Genomic DNA, 12,283 nt, shown 5'->3' on the forward strand with positions numbered 1-12,283 from the left:
TGGAAGGGGAGCGGCATGAGCACTGGCCGATTTGGTGTGGAATCGACAAAAGTCGTTGACAGCCTTCGTATTCATCCGTAAATTACGCCGCGTTCCTTGGCGAACACGGTATGGGGCCTTAGCTCAGCTGGGAGAGCGCAACACTGGCAGTGTTGAGGTCAGCGGTTCGATCCCGCTAGGCTCCACCAATCTTTATCTTGGAAAAAGCCGCTTGGCGCACTTTGCGCCGGCGGCTTTTTTCATGCCGAAAATCGTCGAACCCGGACCGGATCGCATGACGGCGCGAGGCTGTTGGCGTTGCTGATGCGCGCTGTCCGCCTCGCCTGGCCAGGCGCTCACGATCAGCGACCAAGGTCGCATGGCGTAGGCGAACTGTTTGTACAAGTATTCTTAGGGTGTACAGCTTTTATGTGGCGTGTATAGCTTTTGTGCCGCATGCACACTAGGGATTTAGCGGGCATCTTGCCAGGGAGGCGGCATGCGATACGCGGAACTTGTACAACTTCTTGGTGAAGGTCGTGTGACCGAGCTGCAGGTGGAGTCGCTCGATCCGCAGACATTCTCCTATCGTGTGGTCATGGAGGGGGCTGCCGAGGTACTCGAAGAGGAGAATGGGCAGCCCGTGCGCCTGAGTTCGCTGGGGCATGCGCGGCAGTACCTGCCGCGGGTGGGTGGTGCCGAGGTGCCGCTGTTTCTGGTGACGCAGCCGCCTGGCAGCACGATCGTCGGCTCGCAGATCTACGCCACGTCGCACAAGACGCGGCTGGATGCGAGCTGAAGCGAGCCCGAATGGGGGAGGTCAGTGCTGGCGCTGGTTGAGCTTCTCCGCCAATTTGCGTGCGGCCTCCTGACCCGCGTGATGGCTGATGATACCGGGGGCGCCATCGCCTTCCCGGGTGGGCGCGGTGTCCACCACGATCCACTCAGCACCGTCGCCATCGTTGGAGGGGGTTAGGGGTCTGGCCACAAAACGTGTCATTGCGTGCTACTCCGTGCTGTTCGGCGAGGCACTGCACCCATTGGGGCCGCCTCACCCGCAGCCTAGTCGATAATGGGGCGGCGGAGATACCCCGACCATCGGTAGTCAATTCGGGTTACGCATGTGTGACGCAAGGCCGCTAAACTTGACATGATGTCACCGAAAAATGAGGAGTCGATCATGTGTGCAGAGACTACCAAGTGCCCGAGCTGTGGCCACGACCAGACCGACGCGCCGGCCCATGCCGAGGGTGTCGAGCGGTGCCCGCAGTGCGATGCCAAGCGCGACGCACATTCGCCCACGGCGCAGGAACTGCTGGAGCGTGAAGAGGCCTACGTCAGCCATGCCATCGACGAGACGATCGAGCGTGAGCTCTCCAGTCGCCACGACGAGCACGGGAAATCCGAGCGGTGAACCCGAGCCGTCGTGACCTGTTCGGCCGCGGATCAGCGGCCATGGCTCCTGGGTCTGCCCTGGGGGCCGACAGGCCGGCTCAGGGCAATTTCGATGGCGCGCTCGCGGGCGATGCCCCGTGCCATCAAGGTTCTGACGCGCGTCTTGAGGGTGCTCAGCGGAATACCCGATTGGCGCGACAGGGCGTTCAGGCTATCGGCGCGCAGCACTCTCTGCTCGCGTCGCTTCATCAGGGGAGTCTCCTTTCCCCAATCGGTCAATTTCATGCAGCTCTCCACGATCGTTGGCACTATCCACGCGATCGCTCGTGACAAGCGTTATGACGGTCGATGACGAGATACCTTCCATGAACCCGCAGACCCTACACTAAGTTTGATGAGGCTGTCGCCTTGACTGCGCGTCACTCATGGCCACGAATGGCACTGGCGGGCCGTGCTATTCGATCCTGGGATGCCCGCGGCCACAATGCTCTGCGACGGTGGTGTCGCTGTCCCTGATCGGCACTCTCCGTGCGATCGGTGGCGGCAGTCGAGGGGCGGAACCGGGCAAGAGGGTGAACGGTGGCGAGTGTGAGACGAGAGAATAGATGCCGATGACCGAGCGTATCTTCGATGTTGCGATTTGTCCCCGGGCCGGCGATGCGCTTTGGGAGGCCTTTGTACCGGCGCTGCCGGGGCTTCGTGTGTTGGGTGACAGCGACCTCGACGCCGGGGCGCGGCTCGCCGAGGCGATCGTGCCGCATCTGGCCGCGCGCCTGAAACAGGGCCTGGCGATTCCCGAACAGCCCCGCGCCGGGTGTTACCTGCAGGCCCATGGTCTGGTGCTGTGGCAATTTCTGTGCGTGCGTCTGGGGCCGCTCAAGGCGGGGCAGGCGGCCGTCGAAGTGATCTTTCCCGACATCGAGACGCTGTTCGATGTCGATGTCATCGAGGGTGACGAGTGGCTGCTCGATGTTTGAGCCCGGCCCGCTTGACAGCCCCCGCCGCCAAACGCAGACTGACGCCATGACGAATATGACGACGTACAGACCGACCCAGTGGTGGTGGCGCCTTTGATCCAAGGGCGGCCCGCCGACGTCTGTACGAGATGCCGCCCCACGGGGCGGCATTTTTTCGTCTGAGAGATGGCTCCGTGAGGCTGGCAGAGATCCGGACCGAACCCGGCTCCGGTGGGCAAGGAACTGCAGCCATGACTCGATCACGTATGAATATCAGGAGCTTATTGCCGTGCCAGTCCTCATGATCGATAACTACGATAGCTTCACCTTCAATATCGTCCAGTACCTGGGCGAACTGGGGGCCGATGTCGTCACCCTGCGCAACGACGAGGTCGACCTGGCCGGGCTCGAACGCCATGCGCCTTCGCACCTGGTCGTCTCGCCCGGTCCCTGTACGCCCAACGAGGCGGGGATTTCGATGGCCGCCATTCGCCACTTCGCCGGACGCATCCCGATTCTCGGCGTCTGCCTGGGGCACCAGGCGATCGGTCAGGTCTACGGCGGCCACGTGATTCGGGCGCCTCAGGTGATGCACGGCAAGACATCGCGTATCCGTCATGCTGGCCTGGGCGTGTTCGCCGGTCTCGAGGACCCGCTGGAGGTGACGCGCTACCACTCCCTGGTGGTGGATGCCGCGACCCTGCCCGAATGCCTGGAAGTGACCGCCTACACTGACGAGAGCGACGTCACCCCGGGGCTGATCATGGGGCTCAGGCACCGCACCCTGGACATCGAGGGTGTGCAGTTCCACCCCGAATCGATCCTCTCGCGCCAGGGCCACGAGCTACTGGACAATTTCCTCAAGCGCCAGACCGCGTCGCAACCGCGGGGAGAGACACATGCAAATGCGTGAGGCGATCGGTGCGCTGCTGCGCCACGACAACCTGAGCTACGATGACACCCACGCGATCATGCAGACGATCATGACCGGGGAGGCCACCGATGCCCAGATCGCCGGTTTTCTGATTGCGTTGGCGATGAAGGGCGAGACCGCCGAGGAGATTACCGCGGCGGCGCAAGTGATGCGCGAGCTGATGCAGCCGGTGGCGCTCGAGTGTGACAACGTGGTCGATATCGTTGGTACCGGGGGCGACGGTGCCAACCTGTTCAACGTCTCCACGGCATCCAGCTTCGTCGTCGCCGCCGCCGGCGGACACGTGGCCAAGCACGGCAACCGCGGTGTCTCGTCGTCGGCGGGCAGCGCCGATCTGTTCGACGTCGCTGGCATTTATCTCGATCTGGATGCCGCCACCATTGCACGCTGTATCGAACAGGTCGGTGTCGGTTTCATGTTCGCGCCGCGCCACCACCAGGCGATGCGCCACGCCATCGGTCCGCGCCGCGAGATGGGCGTGCGTACGGTGTTCAATATCCTGGGACCGCTGACCAACCCCGCCAGCGCGCCCAACCAGCTGCTCGGCGTCTATGCGCCGCATCTGGTGCCGCTGGTGGCGGAGTCGCTGCGCAAGCTCGGCAGCCGCCACGTGCTGGTGGTGCACGCCGAGGATGGTCTCGACGAGATCTCGCTGGCGGCCCCGACCCAGGTGGCGGAGCTGCGCGATGGCGAGATTCGTGAGTACACGCTGACCCCTGAGTCGCTGGGTATCGAGCGGCAGGCGCTGGCGCCATTGAAGGTGGTAACCGCCGAGGATAGCCTCAAGCTGGTCAAGGAGGCGCTGGTCGGCAAGGGGGCGGCCGGGGATATCGTGGCGTTGAATGCCGGCGCCGCGCTGTACGCGTCTGGCGTCTCCGACTCGCTGCAGGAGGGGGTGCTGATGGCGCAGGATGCTCAGGCCTCCAAGCTGCCGCTGGAGAAGCTCAAGGAGCTGGCTGACTTCACGCGGGTCTTTGCCGACTGACTGCGTTCTACCTCGACATCCATTCACTCCGATATCCATTCATCCCGACACCGAGAGCCCCGCGCATGAGTGAAGCACAGGACAAGGCGTTGCCGACCATTCTGGCCAAGATTCTGGCGCGCAAGCGCGAGGAGATCAGCGAGCGTCGTCCGCGCACCAGCGAGCAGGCGTGGTTGCAGCGCGCCCAGGCGCAGAGCGCGCCGCGGGGCTTCGTCGCCGCCCTCGAGCGCTGCATCGAGGGCGGCGACCCTGCGGTGATCGCCGAGATCAAGAAGGCGTCGCCCTCCAAGGGCGTGATCCGTGAGGACTTTCGCCCCGCGGAGATCGCCGCCGACTACGCCGCTGCTGGCGCCAGCTGTCTTTCGGTGCTCACCGACGCCGACTACTTTCAGGGCGATGAGGCCTATCTGGTCGCTGCGCGCGAGGCCTGCGAGCTGCCGGTGATCCGCAAGGATTTCATCATCGACGGCTACCAGATCGCCGAGGCGCGCGGCATCGGTGCCGACTGCATCCTGCTGATCGTGGCGGCGCTGGATGACGTCCAGCTCAAGGATCTCTATCGCCAGGCGCGGGAACTGGGCATGGATGTGCTGGTCGAGGTCCACGATATCTTCGAGCTGGAGCGCGCGCTGGCGCTCGATCTGCCGCTGGTGGGCATCAACAACCGTGACCTGCACACCTTCGCCACCTCGCTGGATACCACCTTCGACCTGCTCAAGCGGATACCGGCGGGCGTGACCGTGGTCACCGAGTCGGGCATCCATACCCGTGACGATGTCGAACGCATGCGTGAGTACGACGTCAATGCATTCCTGGTCGGTGAGGCGTTCATGCGCGAAGCCGAGCCGGGCAGCGCGCTGCGCCGTCTGTTCTTCTGAGCCCGCTCTGCCTGCGCAGTGCACCCAGCCCTGATCACGAACACCGCCTCCGAGGCGGTGTTCGTCGTTCAGGGGGCAGGGAAGTGCGGCTGTCGGCGCCGGCTCAGAACTCCGGCGAGTCGGGAAAGATCAGGCTGATCAGGGTGTCTCCCGCCTTGGGCATCAGTGGTTTGCCCGCGGTCGCGGTGCGAATGCGGCCGTTGGCGGAGAGGGTGAACAGGGTCAGCAGGCGGTCCTGATGGATGCGCCGATAGTCCTCGATGTCGAAGTTCTCGCTGATCTTGGCCTGGCGCAATACCGCGCCCTGGCCGATCAGGCTCGACAGCCGGGTGAAGCTGGTATTGCCGTCGAACAGCAGCGGCAGGTGGGCGAGTGCCTGCTGGTGGTGACGCTTGGCGCTGCGGCTGGACTCCACCGCCAGGCGGAACACCTTGCCGTGCCCCAGGATGTGCTCGAAGTGCAGCGCGGCGAGGTTGTTCAGCTCGCGGTAGGGCGACAGCGGCAACAGATGGCCGATGCCGGTGAGCTCGAGATGCTGCGCGGCGTGCTCCGACAGCGGATTGCCGTAGTAGGTGGGCAGGTTGGCCATGCGCGCTTCCTGCACCGCATCCCAGTTGTGGTCACACAGGCGCACCACGAAGCCGGCATCCTGCAGCACCTGGCCGAAGGCGCGCGCAACCGGATTGGCGCCGATGAGCAGAAAGCCCGACGGCGTCGGTTCGCTGACCCGCAGCAGGCGCGCCAGCGGGCGCGAGAAGAGACTTTGCACCACCACCGTACTGATGATCACCAGGAAGGTGACCGGCACCAGCAGCTCGGCCCCCGGCACCTCCAGTGCCTCCAGGCGGATGGCGAACAGCGAGGCCACCGCGGCGGCGACGATGCCGCGCGGCGAGAGCCACGCCAGCAGCGCCTTCTCGCGCCAGTTGAGCGAGCTGCCCAGGGTGCATAGCCACACTGCCAGCGGCCGCGCGATCCACACCAGAATGGCGAGGAAGGCCCAGGCTTCCCATGAGAGCAGGCCCAGCTGTGCCAGGCTCAGGCGCGCCGCGAGCAGGATGAACAGCCCCGAGATCAGCAGGATCGACAGCGTCTCCTTGAACTCCAGGATCGGCTGCGTCGGCACCCCGCGCATGTTGGCCATCCACACGCCCATCACCGTCACCGTGAGCAGCCCCGACTCGTGGAACAGCAGGTTGGAAAGGGTGAACAGGGCGAGCATGATCATCAGCGTGCCGAAGCTGTGCAGGCGCTGGGGCAGCCAGTGGTGGCGCAGCACGCTGCCCCACAGGTAGCCCCCGGCGATACCCAGGCCGAAGCCGATCACTGCGGTCTGGGCGAAGCTGATCAGGGTATGGGTGGCGGCGCCGTTGGAGATCCCCAGCGCCACGAATTCGTAGACCAGCACCGCGCCGATGGCGCCGATCGGATCGATCAGGATGCCCTCCCAGCGCAGGATCTGGCTGACATGCTCGCGCGCGCGCAGGGTGTGCAGCAGCGGCAGCACCACGGTGGGGCCGGTGACCACCAGCAGCGCGCCGAGCACGCTGGCCATCTCCCACGACAGCCCCAGCACCAGGTGCGCGGCGGCGATGCCGATCAGCGCGGTGATCAGCGCGCCCCAGGTGACCAGCCGGCTGACCGTGCGGCCATGACCTCGCAGTTCGCGGAAGTCGAGCGTCAGGCTGCCCTCGAACAGGATCACTGCCACCGCCAGCGAGACCAGCGGAAACAAGAGATCGCCCAGGATGGCGTCCGGCTCCAGCCAGCCGGTGATGGGGCCGACGAGCACGCCGGCGAGCAGCAGCGGCAGGATGGCCGGCAGGCGCAACTGCCATGCCAGCCACTGACAGATCAGTGCCAGCAGACCGATGCCGGTCAGGGCAAGGGCAGCGTTTTCCATGGCCAGGCTCTCCGGGGCGATTCCAGTGGCGATTCGAAAGGCGCGCAGACTAGCGGCGCCGGCGCGCCGATGCAATGCCTGCGACACCGCTGTGTGCGGGTCGCAGAGCATAGGTCATTTGGCGCCGTTGCGCGCGGTGCGCCCGGGCGCGGCTCAGGTCGTCTCGTCGCGGCGGCGGGCGACCTGCAGCAGTGCCTGGAGCGGGTGCAGCAACTGGCGATCCGAGAGACGCTTGGCCTGGCTGCGGCAGGAGTAGCCGGTGGCCAGCAGCGGGCCGGCGTCGGTGTCTTCCACCGGCGCGCGCCAGGAGAGGTCGTAGATCGCCTCCGAGGTGGCGCGATTGCGCGCCTCGTGGCCATAGGTGCCGGACATGCCGCAGCAGCCGCTGGCCACGTTCTCGAGGGCCAGCCCGAAGTGGGCGAAGAGCTGCTGCCACGCTTTGGGGCTACCCGGGGCGTTGGTCTTCTCGGTGCAGTGCGAGAGCAGCCGGTAGCCAGGGTCGGCGGCGTCGGCCGTGCGCTGCGCCCAGCGCGCCGGCAGCAGCGCTGGGCCGCGGTCAAGCAGCCACTCCTGCAGCAACAGCACCTCGGGCACCGCTGCCGGGCCCAGCAGTTTCACGTACTCCTGGCGGTAGGTCAGGGTCATCGCCGGGTCGATACCGACCAGCGGCACGCCGAACGTGGCCAGGGTCTTGAGTCGTGCTGCTTGCTTGGCCGCCACGCGCTGGAAGCGGCCGATGAAGCCCTGTACGTGCAGCGGCTTGCCGTTGGGCTGGAAAGGGGCGACGAAGACGCGCAGGCCGAGCCGCGTGAGCAGCTCGATGATATCGAGCACCAGCTGCGACTCGAAGTGGCTGGTGAAGGCGTCCTGCACCAGCACCACGCTGCGCGCACGCTCCTCCGGCATCAGCTGGGCCAGGCTGGTGGGCGTGGCCTCGACCACGCCCCAGGCGCGCAGCACCTTCTTGAGATGGGTGCGCGAGAGTCGCGGGCTGTCGACCATGCCCAGCGTCCTGGCCAGCAGGCGGTCGATCAGCCGATTGTCGAGCAGCGCGTTGTAGAGCGGTGCCACCCGAGGCAGATGGGGCACCACGAATTCGAGACCGCCGATCACGTAGTCGCGCAGCGGCCGTCCATAGCGGCTGTGGTAGTTCTCCAGAAAGCGCGCGCGGAAATCGGGTACGTCGACCTTGATCGGGCACTGGCCGGCGCACGACTTGCAAGCGAGGCAGCCGGCCATGGCGTCATACACCTGGTGCGAGAAATCCGTCTCGCCACGGCGCCGAGCCAGCGCCCGACCGAGCTTGCCGGGCTGGTCGCGCAGCCACGCCAGGGTGCCTTCCTGGCGGGTACGCCGGGAGAGCGCGACCACGTCGACTCCGGCATTGCCCTGGCGCCTGAGCCACTCGCGCATCAGGCTGGCGCGCCCCTTGGGCGAGTGCACGCGGTCGCGGGTCGCCTTCCACGACGGGCACATGGCGTCTGCGGGGTCGTAGTTGTAACAGGCGCCATTGCCGTTGCAGTAGACCGCGCTGGCGTTCTCCTGCCACACGCGCTCGTCGATCTGGCGGTCCTGTTCGCCGCGGGTGGGCACGCCATCCACCGTCAGCAGATTGGGGTCGACCTCGATCACCGTCTGCTGCCTGGTGACGCCGTCCCCGCTGCCTTCGTCTGCCAGGGGGGTGGTCGGGATCGCGTTGTCGACGTCTTCGGGCCGGATAGACAGCGGCGTAGCGATCTTGCCCGGGTTGAACTGGTTGTACGGATCGAAGGCGGCCTTGATCCGTTGCAGCGCCGGATAGAGCTCACCGAAGAAGCGTGGCGAGTACTCCGAGCGCACGCCCTTGCCGTGCTCGCCCCAGAGCAGGCCACCATAGCGTTGGGTCAGCGCGGTCACGGCGTCGGAGAGTTCGCGGATCAGGCGCGCCTGGGCCGGGTCCTTCATGTCGATCGCCGGACGCACGTGGAGCACGCCGGCGTCGACGTGACCGAACATGCCGTAGTCGAGGCCGTGGGCGTCGAGCAGGGCGCGGAACTCGGCGATATAGTCGGCGAGTCGCTCCGGTGGCACCGCGGTGTCCTCGACGAAGGGAATCGGGCGGCGCTCACCCTTGGCGTTACCGAGCAGGCCCACCGCCCGCTTGCGCATGGCATAGACCCGGGCGATCTGGGCCCGGCCCTCGGCCAGGGTATAGCCGAGGCGCTCGACGCTGGTATCCGCGCCAAGATGATCGATGAAGGCCTGCACGCGCTCGGCCAGGCGCTCGGGGTCGTCGTCATTGAACTCGACCAGGTTGATGCCTCGGATCGGCGTGCCCTGGGCGTCGGCGGGGAAGAACTCGGCCACGCTGTCCCAGACGAAGTCGTCCATCGCCAGCATCAGTACCTTGTCGTCGACCGTCTCGATCGAGGTCGGCCGGAGTGGCTGCGGCTGATCGGGCAGCGCGACGTTCATCAGTGCCTTGGCGTCGCGCAGGGCGTCCATGAAGCCGGCGTAGCGCACGTTGACCAGGGTCGAGTGCGCGGGCAAAGGCAGCACGTTGAGGGTCGCCTCGTTGAGCAGGGCGAGCGAGCCCTCGGCGCCGCACAGCAGGCTGTTGAGATCGCAGCGCCCCTCGGCGTCGATCAGGTGGGCGAGGTCGTAACCGGTGAGGCAGCGGTTGAGCGGCGGGAACTTGGCCGCGATCAGCTCGGCCTGCTCGCTGGCCACCGCCTGGGCTTCGCGGTGGACGCGACCGACCATGTCTTCGCGGGCGCAGGCGGCGGCGAGCGCCTCTCCCCCCAGCGGCTGGCTGTGCAGACGCTCGCCGCCATGCAGCACGGCGTCGAGCTCGAGCACGTGGTCGCGGGTCTTGCCGTACTCGCAGCTGCCCTGGCCGCTGGCATCGGTGGAGATCATGCCGCCGATGGTGGCGCGGTTGGAGGTCGAGAGCTCCGGGGCGAAGAACAGCCCGTGGGGCTTGAGTGCGGCGTTGAGCTGATCCTTGACCACCCCGGCCTGGACGCGCACACGGCGTCGTTCGACGTCGATCTCGAGAATCTGGTTCATGTGGCGGGAGAGATCCACCACCAGGCCGTCGGTCAGCGACTGGCCGTTGGTGCCGGTACCGCCACCGCGGGGGGCCAGTACGATACTGCGGTGCTCGTCGCGGGCGATCAGCCGTGCGATGCGCTCGAGATCCTCGGCGTCACGCGGGTAGAGCACCGCCTGCGGCAGGCGCTGGTAGATCGAGTTGTCAGTGGCCAGCACGGTGCGGTCGGCCAGGTCCGGCGCGATCTCGCCGCGGAAGCCGGCGTGCTGCAGGTCATCGAGGAAGCGGCGGTAGTGCGCGTTCAGGGCCGACTCGTCGCCGGTCGGATCAAGGCGTTCGATCATCATGGTCATCAAGCTGTCACGGCGGCCGGCGGGCGGCGCGCTCTGGTCGGGGACTTGCGCCGCGGCGGGCGTGAGTCGCATCAATGCCCGGGCGACCCGGCCTCGCGGCGGCGCTGGCCGGCGGCGGCGAGGAGTCATGGTGCCGGTCGGGGCTTTTCCTTACAATAAACGATCGCTCAGGCGAGGCGGGTGGCTCTGGAGCCACGCGTGTCGTGCTGACCCTCGAAGACGTCAATCAACGGAACGCCACCATGCTCGATCCCAAGCTGTTGCGGAGTGATCCGCAGTTCGTCGCTCAACGTCTGGCCCTGCGCGGCTTCACGCTCGATACCGCGTCGCTCGAGTCGCTCGAGTCCCGGCGCCGCGAACTGCAGACCGCGACCGAGCAGCTGCAGAACGAGCGCAACGTGCGCTCCAAGGCGATCGGCAAGGCCAAGGCGGCGGGCGAGGACATCCAGCCGCTGCTCGACGAGGTCGGCCAGCTCGGCGATGAACTCGACCGCGCCAAGGCGCAGCTGGCCGAGCTACAGAGCGAGTGGGATACGCTGGTCGCGGGGCTGCCCAACCTGCCGCACGCTAGCGTACCCGAAGGCGCCGACGAAGACGACAATGTCGAACTGCATCGCTGGGGCGCGCCGCGCGCCTTCGATTTTGAGGTGCGCGATCACGTCGATCTGGGCGCGCGTTTCGGCTATCTCGACTTCGAGCTGGCGACCAAGCTGACCGGGTCGCGGTTCGCCGTGATGCGCGGTCCGATCGCTCGCCTGCACCGGGCGCTTGCGCAGTTCATGCTCGACAAGCAGACCCTCGAGCACGGCTACGAAGAGTGCTACGTGCCCTACATGGTCAACGCCGACTCGCTGATGGGTACCGGACAGCTGCCCAAGTTCGGCGAGGATCTGTTCCGCCTCGAGGAGAGCGGCTATCACCTGATCCCGACGGCCGAGGTACCGCTGACCAACTTCGTGCGTGACGAGATTCTCGACCACACCCAACTGCCGCTCAAGCTCACCGCCCATACCCCCTGCTTCCGCAGCGAAGCGGGCGCCTATGGCCGGGATACCCGCGGCATGATCCGTCAGCACCAGTTCGACAAGGTCGAGATGGTCCAGGTGGTCGACCCCGAGACCAGCTACGACGCGCTGGAGACCATGCGCGGCCACGCCGAGGCGATTCTGCAGGCGCTGGCGCTGCCCTATCGGGTGGTCACCCTGTGCGCCGGCGACATGGGCTTTGGCGCGACCAAGACCTACGACCTCGAGGTGTGGCTGCCGAGCCAGGAGACCTACCGTGAGATCTCCTCGGTCTCCAACTGCGAGGACTTCCAGGCCCGGCGCATGCAGGCGCGCTTCCGTCATCCGCAGCAGAAGAAGCCGCAGCTGGTGCACACCCTCAACGGCTCGGGGCTGGCGGTGGGTCGCTGCCTGTTGGCGGTGATGGAGAACTACCAGAACGCCGACGGCAGCATCGATGTGCCCGAGGTGCTTCGCCCCTACCTCGGCGGCATCGCACAGATCAATGCTGAGTGATGGCGCTGTAACGCCGGTGATCGCTCGCCCCGGCAGGTCCGGGGCGGCCTTCAGGTCCATGGAACTGTAGGTTCGATAGGGCGGCGCCGGCGGTCGGCGACTGGCCGTTGTCTTTCCCCCGGGGAATCGGCGATAACGCGGCAAGTTGGTTATAACGCTACAAGAAAGCGTTCCTTCGGGATCCTTCGAGGCACCCCTAGAATTTGGCTATAAGCATTGGGGTCAAATGGTGTATCCGGTTCTAAGGCGCTGCGGCGCCGGCTGAAACGGAGCAGCGCCGACCCCGGCCATCCTGGCCCGGCTCCACTCGACCCGACGGTGATTCGTGACGCCCTCTCTGACGCTCCAG

11 protein-coding genes and 1 tRNA gene are annotated in these 12,283 nt (G+C 66.3%); 8 read left to right on the forward strand and 4 right to left on the reverse strand.

Going from position 1 to position 12,283, the window contains the following annotated elements; translation table 11 throughout:
* The first annotated feature begins 112 nt into the window (after nt 1–112).
* Both DOM67_RS10120 and DOM67_RS10125 read left to right on the forward strand, forming a co-directional pair.
* Nucleotides 113–188, forward strand: a tRNA-Ala gene (locus DOM67_RS10120).
* A 290-nt stretch (nt 189–478) separates the two neighbouring features.
* Nucleotides 479–778 carry a DUF6482 family protein gene (locus DOM67_RS10125; protein WP_157958837.1) on the forward strand — a complete coding sequence of 100 codons (300 nt, stop codon included), beginning with the start codon at nt 479–481 and terminating at the stop codon, nt 776–778.
* A 21-nt stretch (nt 779–799) separates the two neighbouring features.
* Here the strand turns inward: DOM67_RS10125 and DOM67_RS10130 are convergent, their stop codons facing one another.
* Nucleotides 800–967, reverse strand: coding sequence for a hypothetical protein (locus DOM67_RS10130; RefSeq protein WP_157958838.1), 168 nt, complete (start codon nt 965–967; stop codon nt 800–802).
* Nucleotides 968–1,159: 192 nt separating this feature from the next.
* Here DOM67_RS10130 and DOM67_RS10135 point away from each other — a divergent pair, with 192 nt between their 5' ends.
* A complete protein-coding gene (locus DOM67_RS10135; protein ID WP_110675519.1) occupies nt 1,160–1,393 on the forward strand; it encodes a hypothetical protein in 234 nt (77 codons plus the stop codon).
* A 32-nt stretch (nt 1,394–1,425) separates the two neighbouring features.
* Here the strand turns inward: DOM67_RS10135 and DOM67_RS10140 are convergent, their stop codons facing one another.
* Nucleotides 1,426–1,659: a hypothetical protein gene (locus DOM67_RS10140; RefSeq protein ID WP_110675520.1), complete on the reverse strand. Its 234-nt coding sequence runs from the start codon at nt 1,657–1,659 to the stop codon at nt 1,426–1,428.
* 320 nt (nt 1,660–1,979) lie between these two features.
* On the opposite strand from DOM67_RS10140, the gene DOM67_RS10145 reads away from it, so the two are divergent.
* The 4 genes from DOM67_RS10145 to trpC all read left to right on the forward strand — a co-directional run bounded on the left by DOM67_RS10145 (nt 1,980) and on the right by trpC (nt 5,127).
* On the forward strand, nt 1,980–2,351 hold the full coding sequence (locus DOM67_RS10145) for a hypothetical protein (protein ID WP_110675521.1): 372 nt from the start codon (nt 1,980–1,982) through the stop codon (nt 2,349–2,351).
* 280 nt (nt 2,352–2,631) lie between these two features.
* Nucleotides 2,632–3,243, forward strand: a complete 612-nt coding sequence (locus DOM67_RS10150; RefSeq protein ID WP_198651785.1) for an aminodeoxychorismate/anthranilate synthase component II — start codon at nt 2,632–2,634, stop codon at nt 3,241–3,243.
* Nucleotides 3,230–4,249: an anthranilate phosphoribosyltransferase gene (trpD, locus tag DOM67_RS10155; RefSeq protein ID WP_110675523.1), complete on the forward strand. Its 1,020-nt coding sequence runs from the start codon at nt 3,230–3,232 to the stop codon at nt 4,247–4,249. The genes DOM67_RS10150 and trpD overlap by 14 nt, the downstream gene beginning before the upstream one ends.
* Nucleotides 4,250–4,314: 65 nt before the next feature.
* The gene (gene trpC / locus DOM67_RS10160; protein ID WP_110675524.1) at nt 4,315–5,127 is read left to right on the forward strand and encodes an indole-3-glycerol phosphate synthase TrpC; all 813 of its coding nucleotides are present in this window, start codon (nt 4,315–4,317) and stop codon (nt 5,125–5,127) included.
* Nucleotides 5,128–5,230: 103 nt separating this feature from the next.
* On the opposite strand, the gene DOM67_RS10165 is transcribed toward trpC, so the two are convergent.
* Complete coding sequence (locus DOM67_RS10165) at nt 5,231–7,030, reverse strand: sodium:proton antiporter (protein ID WP_110675525.1); 1,800 nt, start codon at nt 7,028–7,030, stop codon at nt 5,231–5,233.
* 153 nt (nt 7,031–7,183) lie between these two features.
* On the reverse strand, nt 7,184–10,405 hold the full coding sequence (locus DOM67_RS10170) for an FAD-binding and (Fe-S)-binding domain-containing protein (protein ID WP_110675596.1): 3,222 nt from the start codon (nt 10,403–10,405) through the stop codon (nt 7,184–7,186).
* Between the two features lie 251 nt (nt 10,406–10,656).
* Here DOM67_RS10170 and serS point away from each other — a divergent pair, with 251 nt between their 5' ends.
* Complete coding sequence (gene serS, locus DOM67_RS10175) at nt 10,657–11,934, forward strand: serine--tRNA ligase (protein ID WP_110675598.1); 1,278 nt, start codon at nt 10,657–10,659, stop codon at nt 11,932–11,934.
* The last annotated feature ends 349 nt before the right edge of the window (nt 11,935–12,283 follow it).

Origin of the sequence: Salinicola sp. RZ23 (assembly GCF_003206675.1) — a bacterium.
GTDB lineage: Bacteria > Pseudomonadota > Gammaproteobacteria > Pseudomonadales > Halomonadaceae > Salinicola > Salinicola endophyticus.